Here is a 25404-nt window from a genome sequence, read left to right as displayed (position 1 = left end):
ATGATAGGCTGATCAAAAATTGATCAACGGACTCCTCTCCCATGTCTCTTAAAGCCATCGCTGCGGTTTTAGGTCTTTCCGTGACGACAGTCAGCCGTGCCCTCAATGGTTATCAGGATGTCGCTCACGAGACGCGTAAACGCATCGAAGAGGAAGCGCAGCGGCGTGGCTACCGGCCAAATGCGGCGGCGCGGCGACTTAAAACCGGCCGTGCTAACGCGGTGGGACTTGTCTACCCGATCAATTCATCTCCTCTGAGTGGCAGCGACTTCAGCGACATGTTGCTGGCGCTGGATCATCACCTTGCCCGTTATGAAATTAACCTGCTGTTGCTGGCGGATAAGCAGCAGCAGAGTCAGCCGACTCTGACACGCCTGCTGCGCAGTGGGGCCGTTGATGCCCTGATTGTTGGCCACACCACACCTGAAGACAGTCGGCTTCACGCTCTGCTCCAGACCAATTTTCGCTTTCTGGCGCTGGGCCGCAGCGATCTGCCATCCACTTATGCCTGGTTTGATGTTGATCACCTTGCCGGTTCACAGCTGGCGGTGAGCTGGTCGCTGGCGCAGGGACGGCAGCGGATAGCCTGGCTCGGCAGCAATGAAAACAGCACGCGGGTGCGTGACCGACGTCAGGGTTATCTGACGGCGCTGGGGGACGTTGCGCCTTATGCGATGGCGGCTGTCACGCCGTCGCGCCGTGCCGGCTATCACCAGACCCGCCAATGGCTGGCAGAAGCGCCTGCGCCGGAAGTGATCATCACCGACTGCGCTGTGCTGGCTGAAGGGGCCGCTCTTGCATTGCAACAGGCGGGGCGCGTTGCTGGCGAGGGTGCCATTCTGCTGGCGGGCTGGGAGGGATTGCCGCGGGATGCGATTCTCGATCATCCCATTGTCGCTATTCGCCAGGCGACGCCGCATCAGGCCGGTGAACAGGTTGCTGAAATGGTGATGCAGTTGATCAATGGCGCGCCGCCGGAAACGTTACAGACCCTGTGGCAACCCTGGCTGCAGTTACCGGCGTAGCACTTTTTGAGGTGGGCTTTGCTTGTGCTAGTCTCTGCCAGGTTTCTTATTTCGCAGGATATCTCATGAAAATCAGGCCGCCTCGCGCCACCATCAGCGATGTTGCTCACGCGGCACGAACCGGTAAAACCAGTGTTTCACGTTATCTCAATGGTGAACTGCATCTGCTCTCAGCCGGTTTAAAAGCGCGGATTGAACAGGCCATTGCTGATCTCAGCTATCGTCCGAGCCAGATGGCGCGCGGCCTGAAGCGCGGACGTACTCGCCTGATCGGGCTGATTATCGCCGATATCACTAATCCCTATTCCGTCGATGTCATGAGCGGCATTGAAGCCGCCTGCCGTGAACAGGGCTTCACGCTGTTGATGTGTAACACCAACAACGAAGTAGATCTTGAGCAGCATTATTTGCAACTGCTGAGCAGCTATCAGGTCGAGGGCATTGTGGTTAACGCAGTCGGGATGCGTGAAGAGGTGCTGAACCATCTGCAACAGTCCCTGCTGCCGATGGTGCTGATTGACCGTAAAATTCCTGATTTCCCTTGCGATGTGGTGGGCCTGAACAACGCCGAAGCTGCAGAAACGGCCACACGCCATCTGGTCGACAATGGCTATGACGCGCTGCTGTTTCTGAGTGAGCCGCTGGGCAGCGTTAATACACGTCGCGAGCGTCTGCACGCCTTCCGCCAGCTGCTGGCGGCGTATCCGCAGGTTGAGCATGAGAATACCGAGGTGGCGCTGCATCAGCCCGATGCGCTGGATCAGGCGCTGCTGGCCTTCCATGAGCGTCACACCGGCAAACGCTGCGCGGTAATGGTCGCCAACGGCGCGCTGACGCTGCAGGTGGCGCGATCGCTGCAGCGACTCAACCTGCACTGGGGCCGCGATATCGGCCTGCTCGGTTTTGATGAACTGGAGTGGGCGGCGCTGGCCGGTGTCGGAATCACCACGCTGAAACAACCTACCTGGCAGATTGGCTTCAGCGCACTGGAGCGATTGATTGCGCGCATTGAGGGCAGCGAATTGCCCATTGCCGAGCAGGTCTTCTCTGGCGAACTGATCGTGCGTGGCTCCAGCCAGCGCCTGATTTAATTACCACGACTTCTCTTCTTGCAGGAGCGCAAGAAGAGCCTTTCCATCTTATAAAGTCAGACTTAATCTTCATGCTCACGTCGGTAAATTTCGACCTCAACCAGATCTAATTCAGGGAGACTGTAAAACGATACAATGTCTTTATTTAGCTTCGATCGCCAACACTCAGCTTCAGTCTGGCATTGCTTTTGCTGCTCATATCCTTTAGATATCAGGCGTGAAATACTCATATTTACGGTTATCCAGCTCGGTATAATGAGCACTGCTTGCAAAATCCATCTGTATATACGGCCACCCAGCAACAAGCCCAATAACACCAACAATAAAGACACTGAATAGAACGGTTATATTTCTTTTCATAGCCCCATTCTCCCATTACCTGAGCCTAAGACCATAAAAGTTTTATCGTGCTGAGGCAGTATGACGTTTCCAGACAAAAAATCGTTATAGGGCACAATTGTTCGCATGAAGGGGGGGATTCCCCATTACGTGGACGCGAGTGTGGGAACTTTTTCGGGTCGGGGAACAGCAGAGGTTTAAATATCTCGTTTTTCCAGCTGCCGATTTTACCGTAGTAATCCCAGCGTTCCAGGGCTTCTTGTTTACTCAACGGACGAAGTATCTCAAAGGGGTTCTGAACCGAAACGACCCGGTAGAAACCCAGCAGGTCTGAAACCAGATCCTCACCACTAAAACCACTATCCGTCACCAGAACATTGGGAAATGCTCCCTGAAACATCTCGAACTTTCGAGCCATAGCCATCATCATCGCCAGAGCGATACTTTTCTGTTCCCAGTAAGGCCGACCGCGCCGGATCCGCCAGGTCATCACTTTTCCTGAACGGAGCTGCCCACTAAACCCGGACATATCTTGTGAATATCTGACCTCATAAAATTTCTTCCCTGATGATTCACCCTGCGCAATTAATCTAAGAAGCTCTCTAATATCCGTCCCCTGAGCATGCCCTAAATCTACCCAGCCCAATACTTCTGTATAAAAAATACCTTTATTAACATAAGGCGCCTGAGCACCATCAATAATTTCTGATCGCTTACTCATCCTGAGTATTCCGTCCTTTATAAAGCTACCTTGTCCTGATTTACCACAATGTCCGGACCACGAACTCAGGCATTGCATGCTGCTGACGTTCCCGCATCAAAAACCAGAGTCTACAGCTCAGAGCCCTTCCTCCGAATATAGCGAGCACGAGGACCGCAGTGATGCGCGCCTCGGCCATCATATCATCAGGAAATAGATGCTCAATGAAACGGAAACGTATGGCATGAACGTAGCTCTATGATCTGAATGCTATAAAATCGTACTGCTATCGGTCATTATTATGCCAATCAGGTTACTGTTTTTTAACACCGGATCTGCCGAAAGCTGCATGAATACTGGCATCAATCGTAAAAAATAAATATAAACCTCATTTTCTATATTGGCCCAATCTGCATTAAAAAATGCCCTTAGCGTAAAATCCCGAAATTGTGGGCTTCACACCCTGTTTACGTGCTCGCTTCGTGAGCACGATCATAATTTCACAGTTTGCTGCTTTGCTTTGGAACCGGTTCCATTTAGGGTTTTTGTATTCGTTATCGGCAGAACCCTGCCATGGAGTAGAACATGAAACCTGACATCATCGTGGTGACCGCCGCTTATGGCCACGCGCAGATCGCCGCACTCGGCGGTCAGCGTGCGCTGCTGCCAATAATCCAGCAGGCGGGCGCTGACGGGGTCGAAATCCGCCGCGAACTGCTTGATGACGCGGCGCTTGCCGATCTGCCCGCGCTAGCCCGGACGGTGGCGCAACATCAGCTGCACGCCAGTTATTCGGTGCCCGATACGCTGTTTTGTGACGGCGGCGAAATCAATCCACGCATAACCCACTACGTTGAAGAAGCACGCCAGTTAAACGCTCAGCGGCTGAAAGTGGCGCTGGGAGACTTTACCGGTGCGTTGCCTCGCGAAACGTTGCAGGCGCTGCTGGCGGATCTGCCGTTTGAGCTGACCGTGGAAAACGACCAGACCGAACATGGCCGACTGGCACCGTCCGTCGCGTTTTTCACGGCAGTCAGGGAAGCCGAACTGCCGATTAGCATGACCTTTGATATGGGCAACTGGTGCTGGACCGGGGAAGATGCCGATCAGGCGGCAGAGCAACTGGCCGCGCAGGTGGGCTATGTGCATGTAAAAGCAGCCGTGCCGCACCAGGATAGCTTCCGGGCGATTGCGCTGGATGAGGCTGACGACCACTGGCGCACCCTGCTGCAACAGCTGCCCGCACAGGCACCGCGCGGTATCGAATTTCCGCTGGAAGGCGACGATCTGACTGCGGTGACACGCCACTATGTGTCGCTGCTGCGTAACGTGTAAGGAACAGATATGACGCACATTAATCATCACAACGGTCCGCTTGATGTTGTCACCATCGGTGAAGCGATGGCGATGTTCATCGCCCGCGAGACTGGCGACCTGGCCGCAGCAGAGACCTTTGTTAAACGCGCAGCAGGCGCAGAACTCAATGTGGCGACCGGCCTGGCTCGTCTTGGCCTGAAAGTGGGCTGGGTCAGTCGTATCGGCGATGACGCTTTCGGTCGGTTTATCTGCCAGCAGCTGGAAAAAGAGAGTATCGATCACGCCTGTGTGACGGTCGATAAGCGCTATCCCACCGGTTTTCAACTCAAGTCCAAAGTCGATGACGGTTCCGATCCGCTGGTGGAATATTTTCGTAAAGGCTCGGCGGCCAGCCATCTGTCGGTTGACGATTTTGACGCGGACTATTTCGGCTCGGCGCGTCATCTGCACCTGAGCGGTGTGGCGGCGGCGCTGTCAGAGAGTTCGCTGGAGCTACTGAAGCACACCGCCAAAGAGATGCGTTCGCGCGGTAAAACTATTTCGTTTGACCCTAACCTGCGGCCGGTGTTGTGGCGGAGCGAAGAGGAGATGCGTAAGCAGCTCAATCTGCTGGCGGAGTATGCCGACTGGGTGCTGCCGGGCGAAAAAGAGGGGCTGATTTTGACGGGTTATCGCCAGCCAGAAGCAATCGCAGATTTCTATCTCGACAGGGGTGTGAAAGCCGTCGTGATTAAAACCGGTTGTGACGGTGCCTGGTTTAAAACGGCGCAGGGCGAACAGGGCCAGGTTGAGGCGATAAAAGTCGACAACGTGGTGGATACCGTGGGTGCCGGAGACGGCTTTGCCGTTGGCGTCATCAGCGCCCTGCTGGAAGGTCAGTCGCTGCCGCAGGCGATTCGTCGCGGCAACAAAATTGGTTCGATGGCGATTCAGGTCATTGGTGACAGCGAAGGTCTGCCGACGCGTCAGCAACTGGGCGACGTGTAGTTCGCGCCCCTCTACAGACACAGGAGTTCCCGATGAAAAAGCAGACAATCGCGCCAAAACGCTGGTGGTTCATCATGCCCATCGTGTTTATCACCTACAGCCTGGCGTATCTCGATCGTGCAAATTTTAGCTTCGCTTCTGCTGCCGGGATTAATGACGATCTCGGCATCACCAAAGGCATGTCCTCGCTGCTGGGTGCGCTGTTCTTCCTGGGTTACTTCTTCTTCCAGATCCCGGGTGCGATTTACGCCGAACGCCGCAGCGTCAAGAAACTGATCTTCTGGTGCCTGATTCTGTGGGGTGGTTGCGCCTCCCTGACCGGCGTGGTCAGCAATATTCCGATGCTGGCAGCGATTCGCTTTGTTCTGGGCGTGGTGGAAGCCGCTGTGATGCCCGCGATGCTGATTTACATCAGTAACTGGTTCACCAAATCCGAACGTTCACGCGCCAACACCTTCCTGATCCTGGGGAATCCGGTCACGGTGCTGTGGATGTCGGTGGTGTCGGGCTATCTGATCGAATCCTTTGGCTGGCGTGAGATGTTTATCTTCGAGGGGATTCCTGCGGTGGTCTGGGCGATCGCCTGGTGGTTCCTGGTGCAGGATAAACCCGCGCAGGCGCGCTGGATGAGCGATGCCGAGAAAGCGGCCTTGCAGGCTGAACTGCAGAAAGAGCAGGAAAACATCAAAGCGGTGCGCAATTACAGTGAAGCGTTCCGTAACCGCAACGTGATCATTCTCTGCCTGCAGTACTTTGCCTGGAGCATTGGCGTGTATGGCTTTGTGCTGTGGCTGCCGTCGATTCTGCGTAACGGCACGCAGATGGGCATGGTAGAAGCGGGCTGGCTGTCAGCGGTGCCTTATCTGGCGGCGACCATTGCGATGGTGATTGTCTCCTGGGCGTCGGACAAAACCCAGAACCGTAAGCTGTTCGTCTGGCCACTGCTGCTGATAGGCGCGCTGGCGTTCCTCGGCTCGTATCTGGTGGGATCGAACCACTTCTGGATGTCTTACACCCTGTTAGTGATTGCGGGTGCTGCGATGTATGCGCCTTACGGACCATTCTTCGCCATTATTCCTGAGATGCTGCCGCGTAATGTCGCGGGTGGCGCGATGGCGCTGATCAACAGTATGGGTGCGCTGGGATCGTTTATCGGTTCATGGATTGTCGGCTATCTTAATGGAGCCACCGGCAGCCCATCTGCCTCCTACATCTTTATGGGATCGGCCCTGCTGGTTTCGGTGTGGCTGACGCTGATTGTGAAACCGGCGCAGAATAAAGCGCCACCGCTGCAGGGCGCGAAACCAGCCTGAAAGCGTAAACGTTAACCTCTATTTCTCCGGGCGGCCTGCAAGAAGCCGCCCGCAACTTATTGACCGGGAGCCACTGAATGAAACCCGCTGTAATTCTTTATAAAAAACTGCCTGACGATCTCTATGCACGCCTGGCTGAACAGTGTGACGTGACGGAAATCAGCGATCTCTCGCCAGAGAACCAGCAGGAACATGCTGCAGCTTTCCAGCAGGCAGAAGGTCTGCTGGGATCGGGCGGTAAAGTGAATGGCGATCTGCTGGCGAAAATGCCCAATCTGCGCGTCTGCTCCAGCGTCTCTGTGGGCTACGACAATTTTGATGTAGACGCACTGAATCAGCGTAATGTGGTGCTGATGCACACGCCGACCGTGCTCACCGAAACCGTGGCGGACACCATGATGGCGCTGGTGCTGAGCACGGCGCGCCGGGTGCCGGAACTGGATGCCTGGGTTAAAGCGGGCAACTGGCAGAAGAGCATCGGACCGGCGCAGTTCGGCATCGACGTGCATCATAAAACGCTGGGAATCCTCGGTATGGGTCGAATCGGGATGGCGCTGGCGCAGCGCGCCCACTTTGGCTTCGGCATGAAAATCCTCTACAACGCCCGCCGCGAGCACGAAGAGGCGCAGTCGCGCTTTGGTGCGCAGCGCTGTGAACTGGAGGCGCTGCTGAAGCAGAGTGATTTCGTCTGCATCAGCCTGCCGCTGACCGAAGAGACGCACCATCTGATCGGTGCCGCCGAGCTGGAACTGATGAAGCCGGATGCGGTGCTGATCAACGCCGGTCGCGGGCCGGTGGTGGATGAGAAGGCGTTAATCGCCGCGTTGCAGGCGGGCAAATTGCATGCCGCCGGGCTGGATGTGTTTGAGCAGGAGCCGGTATCAGCCGACTCTCCGCTGCTGTCGCTGCCGAATGTGGTGACGCTGCCGCACATCGGTTCTGCTACTCACGAAACCCGTTACGGCATGATGCAGGATGCGGTAGAAAATCTCATTGCCGCACTCGGCGGAAGCGTCGGGAAAAACTGCGTTAACCCGCAGGCGCTGAAGTAATCCCCACGCCTTCCCATTGCGCCCGCCGATGGCGGGCGTTATGGTGGACCCCCGATTCGTTATCACAAATATTTAACCGCTATGTCCTTTTCTCAGTTCGGCGACAAATTTACCCAACATTCCGGCATCTCACGTCTGATGGAAGATATGGGCGCGGGCCTCCGCACGCCCGGCACCATCATGCTGGGTGGTGGCAATCCGGCGCAAATTCCGGCCATGAACGACTACTTTCAGCAACTGCTGCAGCAGATGCATGAGGAAGGCAAACTCAGCGAAGCGCTGTGCAATTACGACGGTCCGCGTGGCAAAGCGACGCTGCTGGCGTCGCTGGCTGAATTGCTGCGTGAACAGCTTGGCTGGCCGATCACCGCAGAGAACATCGCACTGACCAATGGCAGCCAGAGCGCCTTCTTCTATCTGTTTAACCTGTACGCCGGTCGCCGGGCCGATGGAAGCAAGAAGCGTGTGCTGTTCCCGCTGGCGCCTGAATATCTGGGCTATGCGGATGCCGGTCTGGAAGAGGCGCTGTTTGTGTCGGCGAAGCCGAACATTGAGCTGCTGCCGGAAGGCCAGTTTAAATATCATGTCGATTTCGAGCATCTGCCGATGAACGATGATGTCGGGCTGATCTGCGTCTCGCGCCCGACCAACCCTACCGGCAATGTGATCACTGATGATGAGCTGATGCAGCTCGATGCGCTGGCACAGCAGCATGACGTGCCGCTGCTGATCGACAATGCCTATGGTGTGCCGTTCCCCGGCATCATTTTCAGCGAGGTGCGCCCGCTGTGGAATCCCAACATTATTCTCTGCATGAGCCTGTCGAAACTTGGCCTGCCGGGTGCGCGTTGCGGCATCATTATCGCGGACGAGAAGACCATTACTGCGCTGAGCAACATGAACGGCATCATCAGTCTGGCGCCAGGCAGTATCGGTCCGGCCATTGCTAATGAGATGATCCAGCGTGGCGATCTGTTACGGCTCTCCGAAGAGGTGATTAAGCCGTTCTATCAGCAGAAGGTGCAGCAGACCATCGCGATCCTGCGGCGCTATCTGCCGGAAGAGCGCTGCCTGATCCACAAGCCGGAAGGGGCGATTTTCCTCTGGCTCTGGTTCCGCGATCTGCCGATCACCACTGAATTGCTTTATCAGCGACTTAAAGCGCGCGGCGTGCTGATGGTGCCGGGCCACTTCTTCTTCCCGGGACTGGAACAGGCGTGGCCGCACACCCATCAATGTATGCGGATGAATTACGTGCCGGATGCAGAGAACATTGAACGGGCGGTGCAGATTCTGGCGGAAGAGGTTGAGATCGCCTGGCGCGACAGCTAATCCTGCTCTTTCTGTGGATCGGTTAACGACAGCTGGCACCACTGTGCCAGCTGCTTAATGGCCTGTTCCACCTCAGCATTCCAGCCGAAACCGGCATTCAGCCGGAAACAGTGATCGAAGCGCTGGTCGGTGGCAAAAATGTGGCCCGGCGCAATCCCGATGCCCGCGTTGCGCGCTTTCAGAAACAGCTCGCGCACGTTCAGCGCCTCGCGAGGCATCTCAACCCACAGCACATAGCCTCCTTCCGGATCGGACACCCGCGTTCCCGCCGGAAATTCCCGCAGCACCGACTGACGCATTTCACGGATTTGTCGTGCCAGCTCACGCCGCAGCTTGCGCAGGTGAGCATCATAGCCGCCGCTGCGCAGCAGCTCCGCTACCGCCGCCTGTGACAGCACCGAGGTGCCCATAGTAGAGGTATATTTCAGTGAGGCGATTTTGCGCATGTAGTTAACGCTGTGAACCCAGCCAATACGAATGCCGGGTGCCACGGTTTTAGAGAAGCCGCTGCAGAGAATGGCGTTGGGGCTGAAGGCGCGCATCGGGAAGGGGCGACGTTCACCAAAGGCGGTATCGCCAAAAATATCATCCTCAATGATCACCACATCGTTCTCATCCGCCTGCCGCGCAATATAGGCTTTATGCTCGTTGGGAATGCTCTTTCCCAGCGGATTATTGACGTTGCACAGGGTGAGAAAGACCCGCACCGCCTTGCGCTGAAACAGGCCGGTCAGCTTCGCCACATTCACATACCCTTCCGGACCGGCTTCCACTTCAATCACCCGTAAATTCAGGTTATGCAGCATCTGCAGCAGCACGAAATAGCAGGGTGACTCCACTGCCACCACGTCGCCCGGCTGGGTGGTGGCACGCAGCGACAGCGAGATCGCCTCAATGCAGCCGTTGGTGATCAGAATATCGTCGGCGCTGATATTGCAACCGTAATCGACCGCGCGACGGGCAATCTCAGTTTTCAGCGGCGCATAGCCGGTACCTTTGACCGTATTACCGAGCAGGGCCGGTTTGCTGTAGCCCATCTGGCGCATCAGCAGGCCGATGCGTTTGACCGGATAGAGCGCGCTGTCGCCGTTGGCCAGATCGAGCCGTACCCGGCAGTCTGAGCCGAGCATCGCCAGATGCAGTTCTGTCTGCTCATCCAGTGGCGCGATGGCGCGCGGCTGTTCGCTGACGGCGGGCAGCTGACGTGAGGAGGGCCGCTGCGGGGCGACAAAAAAGCCCGATTTAGGGCGGGCGACGGCGTAGCGCTCATCTTCCAGCGTGCGCAGTGTTTTCAGGGCGGTGGTGAGGCTGACATTGTACTGTGTCGCCAGCGTCCTGACCGACGGCAGACGACTGTCGGGTGCCAGTGAACCGGCATGAATGGCCTGCTTAATCTGTTCTGCGATCTGGCGATAACGACTGCTCTGACTCTCCTGTTCCCCGATAACATCGGCCATCTGTTCCACCCCATATCGCGCTGATCTGTGCATATTCAACAGAGTACATTCAAAGTAGTTTAGGCTGCATCTCTTAATTATTCATGACGCTAAACGGCACGGCGACCCCGCCAGCCGCCCGGCTTCAGGCCATAAAGTGATTCTGTTCACCTGAGGGAAACGTGAAAAATGAATAATCTGCTCGTCATGATGAAGGAGATTGAAGCGTATCTGTCGCCTGCCATCATTGAATCGGCTCAGCGCTGCTCTGTTCGTCTGCTGGCGGCGCTGCCGGATCAGCAGCAGCTGGAGAATAACCGCGTTCTGCTTGCTTATGGCGGCGGAAAAGACAGCAGTTACATGGTGGCTTACGTACGTTACATTCAGGGATTGATCTGGCAGCAGCAGGGCAGCACGTTTCATCTGCGGGTCAGCACTAACCGCCATGCGGCGATGAATCAGAGCGTGATGGAGAATATCCACCGCGTTTATCAGGCGCTGGCGATGCATGACGATGAACGGGCGGAATGTCTGGTGGTGGATGGTCTGCTGATCCGGCCATTTGCCCGCGATCTGCCGATGCCGGAAAGCGTGCGGCAGCAGAACCGCAATGACGTGCTGATGAATGGTCACCGCTTTCGTGCCGATGCGCGCTCGACCTTCTGCAACGCCTGCAATCTCAGCATGGTGAACTCCTTTGGCCTGGCAGCAGACTACAACGGAGGTGTGGATCTGATTATCACCGGTGACTCGCCGCAGGAGCAGGCTGCCTATGTTGCCTGGGCGCGGCACCTTTCCCGGCTATTTGATGCGCCGGTAGCGGACAAAAGCCGGGGCTTCAGCGGATTTCTGCAGACGCTGGACGGCGTTGCTGAGCGTTACTTCAGCGATGTTTACGGTGCCGATCATCTGACGCCCGCGCACCGCATCACCCACCAGCTGGCGCGCGACCCGCTGTTTTTCAACATCTATCAGGACACCGCCTATGAAGCGGGCGCGCACTGGGCGCTGCTCAGCGAATTTATGCGCTTCCGTTTCGATGAACTGATGTTCAGCTTTTCCGAGTCCGACTGCGGTAATCCGACGCTGATGGCGCATCTGCGCGGACTACGGGCAGAAACGTTGTTGCAGCGTCACTATGCCGAAGGGATCCGCGAATATGTGCGCTTCGCGCTGGGGCTGATGGTGAAGAAGGATTTTCCGCCCGCGCTCATTGATGAGATGGCGGCGCGCTATCAGGATGACGACGCCATCCGGCAGCAACGGCAGCGCGCAGCAGACTTCGCCATGCAGGCGTTTGACCTCAGTGAAGATCAGCTGATCTGCATGATCTACTCACCCTTCCTGGCACAGGGCGCGAAGCTCGGGTACTGGCTTTCGCAACAGCAGATTGCACTGGACGAAGCCGCCATTCGCGACCTGCTTGAGCAGCGCAGTGAGGATCTCGCGCTGGCACAGCAGTTAACGCAGCTCGCTGGCATGACGCTGACGCAGATGCGCCACTGCTGGCAGAGCAGGCCGGTCAGTTCGCTGCTGGAGGGCAAAAGCACCGATCCGCTGTCGCGCGTCCTGCGTTTTGATCCTCACAAAGCGGTGATTCAGGTCAATAACGGTGTGCTCAATGACATCGTGACAGAAATCATTTCCGGGCGTTAACCCGGTAAGGCGAGGCGATGAAAAAGATTTTCCTGCAAATTGGCGCCACCCGCGACGGACAAAACCCCTACTGCGCGGTGGCGAAACGCGACGGCTATTTTACCGTGCTGGCGGAGATGGGCGATTTTGTCGATTATCAGTCGCTCAGCCTGGCGCTGCCGTTTGATCTGATCATCCGCCTCGACCGCCCTGAGAATCCGTGGGAGGTAATGCAGGCTTATCTGCATGCTGGTTTGCTGGCGCATCCGCTGGTGGTGCTGGCGGGCTTTGAAGCCTACAACGCCAGCGCCGGGCGACTGCGTGAGATGCTGGCCGGGCCGGACGCGCCCGCCGCCTTTATTCCGCTGGATAAATATGCGCAGCGCATGGCACTGAAAAAAGCCTGGCCGCGCTTCCCGCAGCCGGAGTTCCGCTTTTTCGCCTCGCCGCTCAGCATTCTGGATGCGGAACAGGCGCTGATCTATCCCTGCGTTGTGAAACCGGTGGATGGCGGCGGCGGCCTCGGTATCTGGCTGATAGAACGCGCCGATCAACTGCACAGCGTAGTGAAACAGCTGGTTCAGACCATGAACTACGGTGGACGCGGCTTCAGCGGTTTTATTGTGGAAAGTGCTTTGATCGGCGAGGAGTTTTCGCTGCAGGGCGTGGTGCATCAGGGACATCCCCAGGCGCTGACCTGCTGCCAGAAGGTGATTGAGCAGTACCGTGATGCGGAGGGCTGCGTCAGCTTTTACGAGTCGGGCCATGTGGCGATGGCGGCAGCGGCCTTGCCAGCATCGTTCAGCAGCCTGATGACCTTCTGCTGCGAAACCTTTGGCTATCGTCAGGGCGCGTTTCATATCGATTTCATTGTGGTCAACGGCGTGCCGCATTTCCTGGAGATGGGGTTCCGGCTCTCCGGCATGGGCGTAGCGACGCTGGTACAGGAGGCGACGGGCATCAACTGGGCGGAAGTCACTTTCCGGCTGGAAGCGGGCGGCGCACTGCCCGCCTTTGCCTTCACCACACCCGGTGCGGTCGGTCAGCTGCGTTTACGGCAACCGGCGCAGCTGCAGGCGGCTGAACGCTGGATCGATCAGCATCAGCAGGGCGCGCTGTTACCACCACTCAGATTGCCTGCGTTACAGGTTTCGTCACGCTCATCGCTCTATGCCGACCTTACGCGTCATGCGGGCATTCTCGCTACCTTCAGCCTGACGGCTATGGCGCGTGAGCCGATCATGACCACGTTTCATCAGGTGATTGCCGCGCAGTCAGTCACCGCGGGGAGAGACAAAGTATGTGCAGGATGATTCTGGCGCATGGCCAGTTCGACAGCGCCCGGATTCTGGAGGCGGCGCGCGCCATGAGCTGCGGTGAAGGCGCCGAACACGATGGTCCTATTAAATCGCATCCCAACGGCTGGGGCTGTCTGTGGCTGGAAGAGGGTGAAATTCGGACCCTGCACGGCACCGGCCCGTTCGCAGACGCCCTGCCGGGCATTGATGTTGATCGCCTGCGCAGCCGCTTTCTGGCGGTGCATGTGCGTCACGCCACATTGAGTAAAAATCAGGGGATAGAGTTTTCGCATCCGCTGTGGCGCAACAGCGCCGGACATCAGTGGTACATGATGCATAACGGTTTTCTGCCGACCATTTACCGCCAGCTTGGCCTGGCGGAGTCACGCTTCGATTCCGAAGAGTATCTGCGCTATCTGGTGGACCAGACTACGCCCGCCGATTTCACCCGCGACTATCTGCGCGCAAAGATGGCGCAGGTTGAGCCCGGCGGGAGCGCAGGCAATGCCATTTTCATCACTCGCGACAAAGCCTGGGCGTGGCAGTGGTATCCGCACGACACCCCCTGGCCCGACTATTTTACGATGCATTTTCGGCAACAGGACGGTTGCACGCTGATCGCCTCTGAACCCGTGGCAATACCAGGCAGCGCCGGCAGCTGGCGGCGAATGAATAATCATGAACTCTATGAAATACCGTTTAGGGAGTGATAAACATGGCAATTTTCAATCAGTTCCGCGTGATTAATCCCAACATGTTTGTGGAATCGACCTGGCTGGATGACATCGTCACTGCACGGGTGCCGCTGCTGGTGCTGCGTAATTTCCTGACGCCCGAAGTGCGGCAAGCGGTAGTGGCTGACCTGCAGAGCTGCCGGGAAAAGATTCGTGTCTCGCACTACCCCAATGGCGCGCTGACAACGCTTGGCCCTTATCTGGCGCGCCATACTGCGGCACCCGATAACTATTTCACTGAGCTGCGTGATATCCAGCCTGCGTTGCCACCCTCGCTGAACCAGCTGCGCGAACAGATTTACCGCTGGGTGCAGCATGCGCTGCGGCTGGAAAGTTTAAACATCGCCCATGAACCGGGTCGGGGTGACTACGCCGGTTCAATCGTGCGCTTTCACGCCGATGGCGTCGCAAACCCGCTGCATAACGACAATATCGTGCGCGACGCCGCAGAGAGCTCGCTGGTGGTGACGCAGATCCTGCATCAGCTCAGTTGTGTGGTCTGCCTGCAGGAGTGCAATGCGGGCGGGGCGCTGCGTATCTACAACAAAAAGTGGACGCCGGAGGATGAGCAGTTCAAGACCGCCGGTGAGCTGGGTTATCGCAGTGGGGTGATTGATCACAATGAGATCTGTGAGTTTTCACCGCGCAGTGGCGATATCTATCTGTTTAATCCTGCTTTTTATCATGAGATCGACCGCGTCGAAGGCAATACCCGCATCACCATGGGGTTCTTTTTCGGGCTGACCGATAAAAAGATGAAACATGCTATCGCCTGGAGTTAAGCCGGGTTGTGTCAGACGTTGTGCCAGAAAAGGAGAAGGGAATGACGACATTTGAAAAGATTACTGCGCTGCTGGATCAGCATCAGGCCAGCTACCGTGTGGTGGAGCATGAGGCGGTAGGGCAGACCGAGCAGATCAGCAAGATACGCGACAACGCGCTGGGTCAGGCGGCCAAAGCGATGGTGCTGGAGGTCAGTATGCCGGACGGTGCGCCGTCGCGTCAGCTGCTGGCGATTGTGCCGGGCGACTGCCGGATCAATTTCAAAAACGCGGCGCGCGCCATCGGCGGCAAAAAATCTTCTTTCGCCGCGCCGGAGCTGGCTCAGGCGCTGACTGGCTGTGTGATGGGCGCGGTGCCACCGTTTAGTTTTGATGACCGGCTGGCGCTGCGGGTGGATACCCGGCTGCAACAGGTCGGCACGTTATGGTTTAACGCGGGCGAGCTGGAGAAGTCGATCGCGCTGGCCGTAGACGATTATTTTCGCATCGTGGGTGAAGCGTGCTGTGCGGATATCGCGTCCCCGATTGCGATCACCGCCTGACGGCGGAACCAGGAGTTTCTGATGTCGGTAAAAGATATGCTGTTAGCGCTGTGCGTGGTGGTGGCGTGGGGCGTGAATTTTGTGGTGATTAAGCTGGGGCTGCAGGGCATGCCGCCTTTTTTGCTCGCCGGACTGCGTTTCACTCTGGTCGCCTTTCCCGCCATTTTCTTTGTGCGTCGCCCGCCGATCCCGCTGCGCTGGCTGGTGGTTTACGGCATGACCATCAGTTTTGGTCAGTTCGCGTTTCTGTTCCTGGCGATCAAGCTCGGCATGCCGGCCGGGCTGGCCTCACTGGTGCTGCAGGCACAGGCATTCTTTACCCTGTTGCTGGGCGCGCTGTTGCTGGCGGAGAAGCTGCGCTGGAATCATATCGTCGGGATTATCATCGCCACGCTGGGGATGTTTATGCTGGCGACGGCAGGAATGGAAGGGCAGACCAGCGCCGGGATTACGTTGACTACCATGATGCTGACACTGTCGGCGGCGCTGTCTTGGGGGCTGGGGAATATCACCAACAAGATCATCATGCGAAACCGTAGCGTGCCGATCATGTCGCTGGTGGTCTGGAGTGCACTGGTGCCGATTATTCCTTTCTTTGCCTGTTCGCTGCTGTTTGATGGCGAAGCCGCCATCGTTAACAGTCTGCTGCATATCGGCCTGCAGACCGTGCTGGCGCTGATCTATCTGGCGTTTGTCGCCACCATCGTGGGCTATGCCATCTGGGGGAATTTGCTAAGTCGCTATGAAACCTGGCGCGTCGCACCGCTCTCGCTGCTGGTGCCGGTGGTGGGGATTATTACCGCTGCGCTGGTGCTGGATGAGCGTCTCTCCGGGCAGCAGATGCTGGGGGCGGTGGTGATTATTCTGGGGCTGCTGGTCAATGTGTTTGGTGGCGTGCTGGGTCAGCGTTTAGCGATGCGCACTCAGCCGTAAGTTAAAAAAACGCCGCATAAGCGGCGTTTTTTTCATGGTGACTTCAGAATCTCAATATTATTTAAGAATCTCAATACGGCGTGGTTTCGCCTCTTCCGGCACCAGTCGTTCAAGATCGATGCTTAGCAGACCATTTTCGAGACGGGCATCGCGCACCACAATGTGGTCGGCGAGCTGGAATTTACGCTCGAAGTTACGCTCAGCGATTCCCTGATACAGGTATTTACGCTCGGCCTGCTCTTCAGGATGGGCACCCCGCACGATCAGCACGTTGTCGTGCGCCGTGATATCCAGTTCGCTCTGCGAAAAACCGGCCACCGCAATGGTAATGCGATAGTGATTTTCATCGACCAGTTCTACGTTATAAGGAGGATAGCCGCCGTTGCTCTGATTCTGATTAGATTCGAGCAGGTTAAACAGGCGATCAAAACCGATAGCAGAGCGATAAAGTGGGGTGAGATCAAAATTACGCATATTAAGACTCCTGAAGTTCAGCAAGTTTTGGCAACCTTCCACTATTGGACAGGCTGGATACGGCACCTCACTGTCCCTTGCGGCAACGGTGAGTGCGTCCGTAAAATAAAAGTGGGTGTCAGAAAAGGATTTTCAAGAGGGCGAAATGCAATTTTTTTCGCCATATTGTGGAAATGACATACACTCAGGACTACTTTTGCCAGACTCAGACGGACTTCGCCCCAGAGTGTTGACGTTGTCTGGCAAGCCAACTCAGCCAGGCTTATGCTATGACTGAAGGGATGATGATGATGAAATTAATGAAGACCTTACCTCTGGCTGGAATGGTGTGCTGCGCAATGGCAACAACCAGCTGTTCCAGCGTGATGTCTCACACAGGTGCGAGTCAGGGCTACTATCCCGGCACCCGTGCCAGCGCTGATATGCTGGCAGATGGTGATACCAGCTGGGCACTGAAGCCGCTGGCGTTAATCGATCTTCCTTTCTCTGCCGTGCTGGATACGCTGCTGCTGCCGTGGGACTACTACCGTAGCGATAAAGACAAAACTCTCGACTCACCACGTGAACGCATCCTGCAGAGCGAAAGGCTGGCGCATACCAACGAAAGCCTGGCGCAGGCGCAGCCTATGCCTCCTATGCGGTCACAGCCGTAACCGTAAAGAGTTGCCGCCAGCCATTCACCTCACGCATAAAAGCAATCTGTGTACCATCAGGTGACCAGACCACCGCGTCACCTGATGGCGCCTCCTCCGTTCTGCGGGTCAGTCGCTGACACGCGCCGCTCTCAACGTCACATTGCATCACGCTGTTATCGCAGATAAAGGCGATCGCCTGGCCATCAGGATGCCAGCTAAAAGCAGACTGAATGCTGTGGCTGAGTTGGGTAATCTGACGCGGTTCGCCGCCGTTAGGTGACACCATCCAGAGCTGGATCACCTCTCCGGCATCCGCCATCAGAAACGCGATCTTGCTGCCATCCGGTGCTGCACGCAGCCAGTGACGCGGTTGCAGAGACACGCCACGGCTGTGCGTCAGGCAACGCTGCTGCACGCCAGCCGGTGGTGCAGGTAACAGCTGGCTGCTGCCCTCCAGCGGCATGTCTCCTGCGAGAGCGTAATCCTCCAGCGCGTCAGGCAGATCGACAATAAAAACTTCAGGCCGCTTCTCGCCCTGCAGCGTCAGCGTGTCGCCAATAAAGGCGATGGCCCAGCGCTGCCAGCTGCCGTCCGGTTTCTGATAGCCGCGCTCACCCACCCAGCACTCCTCATAGGCACGATTGATCTGGTCACTGCCTGGCAGCGGTTCCACATGCGTCAGGCTCACCAGCAGGCAGAAATAGCTGCCATCATATTCGCGCGGATGCTGTTTAACCGGCGTTACAGCGTGCAGCGGCACCGCGATGCCGACGTTGCGCAGATCGAGGCGGCTATCCAGCTCATGCATCACGTGGTCATTGTAGGTAAAGCTCAGGCGTGAACCGTCGGGGCTGAAAACGTGCACATGCGAGCCGCCGCGCAGCGCGCCAGGGGTAAAGGGCGGCGTGATATCACAGGCATCCAGATTCACCGCCGCGCCGTTCTGAACGATCACACCGCGCCGGTGATGGAAGTCATACTGCCAGCTGGCATCGGGATGTTCCGGGCCATGAATGCAGGCGTAGCGCGGGGGCAGATCGGGGCTGACCGTGACGACGCCGACGTGGGCACCGTGTCGGGCCTGATAGAGCACCTCCACCTCGCCGGTCATCACATTGACCCGCTCAATGGTCTGGCTGGTAAACGACGCGCCCGAGGGACGGACGTCAAACGCCAGCCACTGGCTGTCGGCAGTCCAGACATTGATATTGGTGAGTTGATGCTGACGGGCAGCAAAGGTGATCTGTTTTTCTGACATGATGAAACCCGCGGAGAAAGAGTTGCCCGACAAATTACGCGATTCTGTTTTGCGGTGCAGCTTTTTTGGCGGGTTAATGGAGCCGGGCCGGGCCGGTGCGGCCCGGCAGAGAACAGGGCCGTTACAGCACTAACTCTTCGATGGCATGCGCGACGCCATCTTCCATATTGGTTTTGGTGATGAACTGCGCGATTTTCTTAACGGAATCAATCGCATTTCCCATCGCGACGCCGGTTCCGGCATAGTCGATCATCGCCAGGTCATTCTCCTGATCGCCAATCGCCATGACCTCTTCCTGCTTCAGACCGAGCTTCTCAGCCAGCATTTTGACGCCCTGACCTTTATTCACCCGACGATCGAGGATTTCCAGGTAGTAAGGCGCGCTTTTCAGGATGGTGTAAGTCTGGTGAGCATGTTCGGGCAGACGGGCAATCGCCGCGTCGAGCAAGGCGGGCCGGTCGATCATCATCAGTTTCGGGAAGCGCGTGGCGCGATCCATCTCTTCCACAGCGCGATAGCGCACCGGAATGCCGGTCAGGCTCGCCTCATGGATGGTGTATTCGCTGATGTCTTTGTTCGGCGTGTAGAGATGGGATTTGTCGAACGCCTGGAAATGCACGCCAAGCTCACGCGCCAGATTTTCAATGTAGAGGTAGTCGTCAAAGGTTAGCGTCACTTCCGCCACGCACTCACCATCTTCGGCCTGGTGAACCAGCGCACCGTTATTGCTGATCGCATACTGGCCGGGTGCCTGCATATCCAGCTCCATCAGATAGCGCTGGATACCCACAAATGGCCGGCCGGTGGTCAGCACAATCGACACGCCTTTCTGGCGGGCGCGATCCAGGGCAGATTTTACCCCCGGTGTGATCTCATGTTGCGGATTGAGCAGGGTGCCATCCATGTCGATAGCGATCAATTTAATAGCCATAGAGTCCTCGTAGCGAATGGGTTTTGTTCAATGCTAGCGCGATTCAGCGCACATTGACCAGTTCCATGGCAGGCGAGAACGGCCAGCAAATCGTCAGGTTCAGGCGGTAAACAGGTCGCGGTGGATTTTAATCACGGCTTTTCGGATAGTTGCGGGTTCGCCTGGCGCGCAGCAGGGACGATGAATATCGTGCGGGAAAAAGAGCGCGAACATACCGGGCATCAGCGTAATCACTGACTCATTTAATATCTTCTGATAAAAAACGACGTCACGCTCCTGGGCGAAATCTTCGGTGATGTGCTGGTCGGGATGAGCGCGGGCCACGCCGATATTTTCGGTGCCTGCCAGCAGATACTGAATATCGATGTAGTTGAAGTGGGACTCCGCACGACGCGCGCTGACCGGTTCGGTCATCATCTCCTGCACCAGACAGAACATTTTATTGTCGGGCAGGATCTCAACTTTTCCGGTTTCCAGCTGGCTGAAATCTGTTCTGGCAATCCAGCTTATCGCCTGATCGACTACCGGATGAAAGGCGTGACGTTCTCTGTTCCAGTCGTGACGATCGCAAACAATCATGGAGACACTCCCTGTAATGAATAGTGCGCCGGAATAGCGCAAAGAGAGGCAAGAGTAAGGGAGCTGACCGGGTTAAAACGTGATGGTGATCGCAGCATGCGGGCAGGAAGGCGCTTCCCGACCGGTTTCCGCCCGTACGGCAAAAAAAAAGGCCATCACCTGAGTGATGGCCTGTTACGTCCGCTGGCGGTTAAATATCGATATTGGCAGCTTTCAGCGCATTCTCTTCGATGAAGGCGCGGCGCGGTTCAACCGCATCGCCCATCAGCGTAGTGAACAACTGGTCAGCGCCAATCGCATCTTTAATGGTGACGCGCAGCATACGACGGCTGTCTGGATCCATGGTGGTTTCCCACAGCTGATCCGGGTTCATCTCGCCCAGACCTTTGTAGCGCTGGACGGAGAGGCCGCGACGCGACTCTTTAACCAGCCACTCAATCGCCTGTTCGAAGCTTGCCACTGGCTGACGACGCTCGCCACGCTCGATGTAAGCATCTTCTTCCAACAGACCACGCAGTTTGCCGCCCAGGGCGCAGATTTTGCGGTACTCAGGACCCTGAATGAAATCAGCGTCCAGCGGATAGTCGGTATCCACACCGTGGGTACGGACGCGCAGTACCGGCTCGAACAGGTTCGATTCGCGGTTTTCACGCACCTGTGCCAGATAGGTGCTGCCGTGCGCTTCGCGTTCGGTCAGATAGCTCACCAGACCGTTCAGCCAGGTGGTGACTTCTGCTTCGTTGCTCAGATCGCTCAGCGTGTCGTGATAAATCATCGCACGCAGCATAGCCATCGGATAACGGCGCTCCATACGCTTAATCATCTTCTGGGTGCTGTTGAAGTCAGAAACCAGCGTCTCCAGCGGCTCACCGCCCAGCGCCGGGGCGCTGGCATTGGTGTGCAGAGTCGCACCATCAAGCGCGATAGCGATCTGGTATTGATCCATCGCCTCGTCATCTTTGATGTACTGCTCCTGCTTGCCTTTCTTCACTTTGTAGAGTGGCGGCTGGGCGATGTACACATGGCCGCGCTCAATGATTTCAGGCATCTGACGATAGAAGAAGGTCAGCAACAGGGTACGGATGTGTGAACCATCTACGTCGGCATCGGTCATGATGATGATGCTGTGATAGCGCAGCTTGTCCGGGTTGTACTCATCGCGACCAATGCCGCAACCCAGCGCGGTGATCAGCGTGGCGACTTCCTGAGAGGCAAGCATCTTGTCAAAACGCGCTTTCTCAACGTTTAGGATCTTACCTTTCAGCGGCAGAATCGCCTGGTTCTTACGGTTACGCCCCTGTTTAGCCGAGCCGCCTGCGGAGTCACCCTCCACCAGGTAGATTTCAGACAGCGCCGGGTCGCGCTCCTGACAATCCGCCAGTTTGCCTGGCAGACCCGCCAGGTCCAGCGCGCCTTTACGGCGGGTCATTTCACGGGCGCGGCGTGCTGCTTCACGGGCACGGGCGGCGTCGATGATTTTTCCGACCACGATTTTGGCGTCTGACGGGTTTTCCAGCAGGTATTCTGCCAGCAGTTCGTTCATCTGCTGCTCAACCGCTGTTTTCACCTCGGAGGAGACCAGTTTATCTTTGGTCTGCGAGGAGAATTTAGGATCCGGCACTTTCACCGAAACCACAGCGATCAGACCTTCACGGGCATCATCACCGGTGGCGCTGACTTTGGCCTTCTTGCTGTAACCCTCTTTTTCCATGTAGGCATTCAGGGTACGGGTCATCGCTGAACGGAAACCGGCGAGGTGAGTACCGCCGTCGCGCTGCGGGATGTTGTTGGTAAAGCAGTAGATATTTTCCTGGAAGCCGTCGTTCCACTGCAGCGCCACTTCCACACCAATGCCATCTTTCTCGGTAGAGAAATAGAACACGGTAGGGTGAATCGGGGTTTTGTTTTTGTTGAGGTACTCAACAAATGCCCGGATGCCGCCTTCATAGTGGAAGTGATCACTTTTGCCATCACGCTTATCATCCAGACGAATCGACACGCCTGAGTTGAGGAATGAGAGTTCACGCAGGCGTTTCGCCAGGATCTCATACTCAAATTCGCGCACGTTGGTAAAGGTTTCGTGGCTCGGCCAGAAACGCACGCGGGTCCCGGTAATGTCGGTCTCACCGGTCACGGCCAGCGGAGCCTGCGGTACGCCATGGACGTAAACCTGCTGATGCACTTTGCCTTCGCGACGGATCGTCAGCTCCAGCTTCTGTGACAGGGCGTTAACCACGGAGACGCCCACGCCGTGCAGGCCGCCGGAGACTTTATAGGAGTTATCATCGAACTTACCGCCAGCATGCAGCACGGTCATGATCACTTCAGCGGCAGAGATGCCTTCTTCTTCGTGAATACCGGTTGGAATGCCGCGTCCATCATCCTGCACCGAAACGGAGTTATCCGCGTGGATGGTGACCACAATGTCGCTACAGTGACCAGCGAGCGCTTCGTCGATTGCGTTATCCACGACCTCGAATACCATGTGATGCAGACCGGTACCGTCATCGGTATCGCCGATATACATGCCCGGGCGTTTGCGTACCGCATCAAGTCCTTTCAGGACTTTAATACTTGAGGAGTCATAAGAATTCGACATCAACGTTTCTCGCTCATTTTAATCTTCAGGTTGAACCGCTATTTTACCCTGTTCCACGCGGAACATCTTGCCCTTTTCGTCGGTCATGTCGATTACATGTCCGGCAGAAATTGCGCTGACAAACACCTGCGCCTGAGTGGCTTTTAACCGGTCCGCCAACAGGCGTCGGCGGCTCTCATCCAGCTCAGAAGCAAAGTCATCAATGAGGTAAATACAGCGGCGTCCGCTCTGGCTTGTCAGGAACTCGCCCTGTGCCAGACGCAATGCACACATCAGCAGTTTTAACTGCCCGCGTGAGAGTAAATCTTCAACCGGCGTTCCTTCAGCCCGAATACGAAAATCGGCTTTATGGGGACCGCTGGCAGTATAGGTCAGCGCACGATCGCGCTCGAAGTTACGTTCCAGCAGTTCGGCGTAGTCGCTCTCTTTGTCCCAGCCACGCTGGAAGGAGAAGCGCAGCTCAAACTCCGGCAGGAACTGGCCACAGGTGGCGGTGATCTCCGCGGAAATCGCCGCACTGTATTCAGCACGCCACTGGCTGATCTGTTCAGCCAGCGGGACCAGCTCCTGATCCCAGGGACGAATCTGGCTGTAACGTGAAACCTGGCGCAGCGCCGCGTTCCGCTGTTTAAGCAGGCGACGCATGTTGTTCCATGCGTTAAAGAAGCCGGGCGTGTTATGAAAACAGCCCCAGTCGACATAGGCTCTGCGGTATTTGGGGCCGCCATTCAACAGACTAAAGCCTTCTGGGGTGATTAGCTGCATCGGCAGCAACTGCGCCAGCTCCGCGACCTTGTGACCATCGCTGCCATCAATGCGCACTTTGCTGTCACCGGCCCGGTTTTTGGTCAGCCCGACAGAGATTTCCCGCTCTTTATTTTCCAGACGTCCGTGCAACACAAACGCAGCCTCGTCGTGACGAATGACCCGGCCCGCTTGCAAACTACGAAACGAGCGGCCATGCCCCAGCGTATGGATCGCCTCTAAAACGCTTGTTTTCCCACTGCCGTTAGCACCCACCAGGAAATTAAAGCCGGGTGCCAGCTGCAGGTCAGCCTGCTCGATATTACGAAAATCTTTGATAAGAAGGCGGGTTAAAGCCATGAATCAATCCAGCGTGAAGGGCAATGATCGGGATGAAATGGTTTTGCCTTGTAAAATTCAGGTTTTACCTTTAACAATCCAGGGCGTCGACGGCGAAGCAAGTTTGCGCACGGCCAGCGCACAGGCCCTGGGAGCATACTGAAGTATGTGACCAGGGACGAGTACTGCCCGGGCGCAAAATGGCGAGTAAGTTAGCCCGGCACAGACTATAGACGCATGGGCATCACGACATAGGCCGCTGCGGGACTCGCCACATCCTCGATCTGCACGCTCGACACCGAATCCGTCAGTAGCAGGCGGACGTTTTCGCACTTCAGCGCGTTCAGCACATCCAGCACGTAACTGACATTGAAGCCAATCTCCAGTTCCGTACCGTTGTAGCTGACATCCAGCATCTCTTCCGCTTCTTCCTGTTCAGGGTTATTGGCGGTGATTTTCAGCTGATTTTCTGTGATATAGAGGCGAACACCGCGGAACTTCTCGTTAGAGAGAATCGCCGCGCGGGCAAAAGCCTGTTTTAGCAGATCGCAGCCCGCTTCCAGCGCTTTGTCGGGATTCTTCGGCAATACGCGGCGATAATCGGGGAAGCGGCCATCAACCAGCTTAGAGGTAAAGATGTAATCACCGACGTGTGCCCGGATATTGCTGCCGCCAATACGAACCTGCAGCGGGGTATCGCCGCCATCCAGCAGACGCAGCAGCTCGATCACGCCTTTACGTGGCACAATCACCGAATGACTCGGCAGTGCCTGGCCAATTGGCATGGAGCAGACAGCCAGGCGGTGACCGTCAGTCGCGACGGTGCGCAGCTCTTCCCCTTCGGTTTCAAACATCATGCCGTTGAGGTAGTAACGCACATCCTGATGCGCCATCGAGAACTGGGTCGCTTCGATCAGCCGTTTCAGGGTCGCCTGCGGCAGGGTGAATTCAACTTCACTCTGCCAGTCGTCAAGATTCGGGAAGTCACTGGCGGGCAGGGTCGACAGCGAAAAACGGCTGCGGCCAGAGCGGACCAGCATGCGATCGCCTTCCAGCGCCAGCGTGATTTCTGCGCCATCCGGCAATCCGCGACAGATATCGAGGAATTTGCGCGCCGGAACGGTGGTAGAGCCAGGCTCATGCGGCTGAGTCAGCGCCACGCGTGCGACCATCTCCATTTCCAGATCGGTACCGGTCAGCAACAGCGAACCTTCGGTTACCTGCAGCAGCAGGTTTCCGAGGATCGGCAGTGTCGGACGACCACCCAGTGGGCCACTTACTTGTTGCAGCGGCTTCAGCAGCTGCTCACGTTCAACAATAAATTTCATA

The 25404-nt window shown here is 56.7% G+C and carries 23 protein-coding genes and 1 pseudogene; 15 read left to right on the top strand and 9 right to left on the bottom strand.

The genetic code is table 11. The features are described from left to right. The first annotated feature begins 41 nt into the window (after positions 1–41). Both AC2LB6_RS04950 and AC2LB6_RS04945 read left to right on the top strand, forming a co-directional pair. A complete protein-coding gene (locus tag AC2LB6_RS04950) occupies positions 42–1025 on the top strand; it encodes a LacI family DNA-binding transcriptional regulator (protein WP_490092674.1) in 984 nt (327 codons plus the stop codon). A 65-nt stretch (positions 1026–1090) separates the two neighbouring features. Next, positions 1091–2116 carry a LacI family DNA-binding transcriptional regulator gene (locus AC2LB6_RS04945; RefSeq protein ID WP_490092673.1) on the top strand — a complete coding sequence of 342 codons (1026 nt, stop codon included), beginning with the start codon at positions 1091–1093 and terminating at the stop codon, positions 2114–2116. A 356-nt stretch (positions 2117–2472) separates the two neighbouring features. Here AC2LB6_RS04945 and AC2LB6_RS04940 read toward each other — a convergent pair. After that, positions 2473–3176: pseudogene (locus AC2LB6_RS04940) on the bottom strand (hypothetical protein). 564 nt (positions 3177–3740) lie between these two features. On the opposite strand from AC2LB6_RS04940, the gene AC2LB6_RS04935 reads away from it, so the two are divergent. The 5 genes from AC2LB6_RS04935 to AC2LB6_RS04915 all read left to right on the top strand — a co-directional run bounded on the left by AC2LB6_RS04935 (position 3741) and on the right by AC2LB6_RS04915 (position 9156). Next, positions 3741–4490 carry a sugar phosphate isomerase/epimerase gene (locus AC2LB6_RS04935; RefSeq protein WP_490092672.1) on the top strand — a complete coding sequence of 250 codons (750 nt, stop codon included), beginning with the start codon at positions 3741–3743 and terminating at the stop codon, positions 4488–4490. Between the two features lie 9 nt (positions 4491–4499). Continuing rightward, the gene (locus AC2LB6_RS04930) at positions 4500–5459 is read left to right on the top strand and encodes a sugar kinase (protein ID WP_490092671.1); all 960 of its coding nucleotides are present in this window, start codon (positions 4500–4502) and stop codon (positions 5457–5459) included. 32 nt (positions 5460–5491) lie between these two features. Next, complete coding sequence (locus AC2LB6_RS04925) at positions 5492–6772, top strand: MFS transporter (RefSeq protein ID WP_090966591.1); 1281 nt, start codon at positions 5492–5494, stop codon at positions 6770–6772. Between the two features lie 77 nt (positions 6773–6849). Further along, positions 6850–7824 (top strand): glyoxylate/hydroxypyruvate reductase GhrB, encoded by a 975-nt coding sequence (ghrB, locus tag AC2LB6_RS04920; protein ID WP_490092670.1) that lies wholly within the window; start codon positions 6850–6852, stop codon positions 7822–7824. 81 nt (positions 7825–7905) lie between these two features. Beyond that, the gene (locus AC2LB6_RS04915; RefSeq protein WP_490092669.1) at positions 7906–9156 is read left to right on the top strand and encodes a valine--pyruvate transaminase; all 1251 of its coding nucleotides are present in this window, start codon (positions 7906–7908) and stop codon (positions 9154–9156) included. On the opposite strand, the gene AC2LB6_RS04910 is transcribed toward AC2LB6_RS04915, so the two are convergent. Beyond that, positions 9153–10613, bottom strand: coding sequence for an aminotransferase-like domain-containing protein (locus AC2LB6_RS04910; RefSeq protein ID WP_490092668.1), 1461 nt, complete (start codon positions 10611–10613; stop codon positions 9153–9155). The two genes, AC2LB6_RS04915 and AC2LB6_RS04910, sit on opposite strands and share 4 nt — an antisense overlap. A 168-nt stretch (positions 10614–10781) precedes the next feature. Here AC2LB6_RS04910 and AC2LB6_RS04905 point away from each other — a divergent pair, with 168 nt between their 5' ends. Genes AC2LB6_RS04905 through AC2LB6_RS04880 form a run of 6 tightly spaced genes read left to right on the top strand, consistent with a single transcriptional unit; the run spans position 10782 to position 16516 of the window. After that, positions 10782–12248, top strand: a complete 1467-nt coding sequence (locus AC2LB6_RS04905) for a hypothetical protein (protein WP_490092667.1) — start codon at positions 10782–10784, stop codon at positions 12246–12248. A gap of 17 nt (positions 12249–12265) precedes the next feature. Next, positions 12266–13540, top strand: coding sequence for an ATP-grasp domain-containing protein (locus AC2LB6_RS04900; RefSeq protein ID WP_490092666.1), 1275 nt, complete (start codon positions 12266–12268; stop codon positions 13538–13540). Further along, the gene (locus AC2LB6_RS04895; RefSeq protein ID WP_490092665.1) at positions 13528–14235 is read left to right on the top strand and encodes a class II glutamine amidotransferase; all 708 of its coding nucleotides are present in this window, start codon (positions 13528–13530) and stop codon (positions 14233–14235) included. Before AC2LB6_RS04900 ends, AC2LB6_RS04895 begins: the two co-directional genes overlap by 13 nt. A 5-nt stretch (positions 14236–14240) precedes the next feature. Beyond that, positions 14241–15041, top strand: a complete 801-nt coding sequence (locus AC2LB6_RS04890) for a 2OG-Fe(II)-dependent halogenase WelO5 family protein (RefSeq protein WP_490092664.1) — start codon at positions 14241–14243, stop codon at positions 15039–15041. A gap of 41 nt (positions 15042–15082) precedes the next feature. Next, positions 15083–15583 (top strand): YbaK/EbsC family protein, encoded by a 501-nt coding sequence (locus tag AC2LB6_RS04885; RefSeq protein ID WP_490092663.1) that lies wholly within the window; start codon positions 15083–15085, stop codon positions 15581–15583. Between the two features lie 21 nt (positions 15584–15604). Continuing rightward, positions 15605–16516, top strand: coding sequence for an EamA family transporter (locus tag AC2LB6_RS04880; RefSeq protein ID WP_490092662.1), 912 nt, complete (start codon positions 15605–15607; stop codon positions 16514–16516). A gap of 57 nt (positions 16517–16573) precedes the next feature. Here the strand turns inward: AC2LB6_RS04880 and ibpA are convergent, their stop codons facing one another. Beyond that, positions 16574–16990: a small heat shock chaperone IbpA gene (ibpA, locus tag AC2LB6_RS04875; RefSeq protein WP_003849623.1), complete on the bottom strand. Its 417-nt coding sequence runs from the start codon at positions 16988–16990 to the stop codon at positions 16574–16576. A 290-nt stretch (positions 16991–17280) separates the two neighbouring features. On the opposite strand from ibpA, the gene AC2LB6_RS04870 reads away from it, so the two are divergent. Next, positions 17281–17643, top strand: a complete 363-nt coding sequence (locus AC2LB6_RS04870; protein WP_490092705.1) for a YceK/YidQ family lipoprotein — start codon at positions 17281–17283, stop codon at positions 17641–17643. Here the strand turns inward: AC2LB6_RS04870 and AC2LB6_RS04865 are convergent. The 5 genes from AC2LB6_RS04865 to recF all read right to left on the bottom strand — a co-directional run bounded on the left by AC2LB6_RS04865 (position 17624) and on the right by recF (position 24096). Further along, complete coding sequence (locus AC2LB6_RS04865; protein ID WP_490092661.1) at positions 17624–18883, bottom strand: YidR family protein; 1260 nt, start codon at positions 18881–18883, stop codon at positions 17624–17626. The genes AC2LB6_RS04870 and AC2LB6_RS04865 overlap by 20 nt on opposite strands. A gap of 121 nt (positions 18884–19004) precedes the next feature. Next, complete coding sequence (yidA, locus tag AC2LB6_RS04860; protein ID WP_490092660.1) at positions 19005–19814, bottom strand: sugar-phosphatase; 810 nt, start codon at positions 19812–19814, stop codon at positions 19005–19007. Between the two features lie 99 nt (positions 19815–19913). Continuing rightward, positions 19914–20393 carry a NanQ anomerase/TabA/YiaL family protein gene (locus AC2LB6_RS04855; protein WP_490092659.1) on the bottom strand — a complete coding sequence of 160 codons (480 nt, stop codon included), beginning with the start codon at positions 20391–20393 and terminating at the stop codon, positions 19914–19916. Positions 20394–20583: 190 nt separating this feature from the next. Next, on the bottom strand, positions 20584–22992 hold the full coding sequence (gene gyrB / locus AC2LB6_RS04850) for a DNA topoisomerase (ATP-hydrolyzing) subunit B (protein ID WP_490092658.1): 2409 nt from the start codon (positions 22990–22992) through the stop codon (positions 20584–20586). Between the two features lie 18 nt (positions 22993–23010). Beyond that, on the bottom strand, positions 23011–24096 hold the full coding sequence (gene recF, locus AC2LB6_RS04845) for a DNA replication/repair protein RecF (protein ID WP_136196920.1): 1086 nt from the start codon (positions 24094–24096) through the stop codon (positions 23011–23013). Here recF and AC2LB6_RS04840 point away from each other — a divergent pair. Then, the gene (locus AC2LB6_RS04840; protein WP_490092657.1) at positions 24095–24238 is read left to right on the top strand and encodes a hypothetical protein; all 144 of its coding nucleotides are present in this window, start codon (positions 24095–24097) and stop codon (positions 24236–24238) included. The genes recF and AC2LB6_RS04840 overlap by 2 nt on opposite strands. Positions 24239–24302: 64 nt before the next feature. Here the strand turns inward: AC2LB6_RS04840 and dnaN are convergent, their stop codons facing one another. Further along, on the bottom strand, positions 24303–25403 hold the full coding sequence (gene dnaN / locus AC2LB6_RS04835; RefSeq protein WP_090966562.1) for a DNA polymerase III subunit beta: 1101 nt from the start codon (positions 25401–25403) through the stop codon (positions 24303–24305). Position 25404: the final 1 nt, after the last annotated feature.

The organism is Pantoea sp. RCC30.1, from assembly GCF_058148845.1.
The sequence above is the reverse complement of the archived record's forward strand: the minus strand, read 5'-3'. Positions and strand labels throughout refer to the sequence as shown.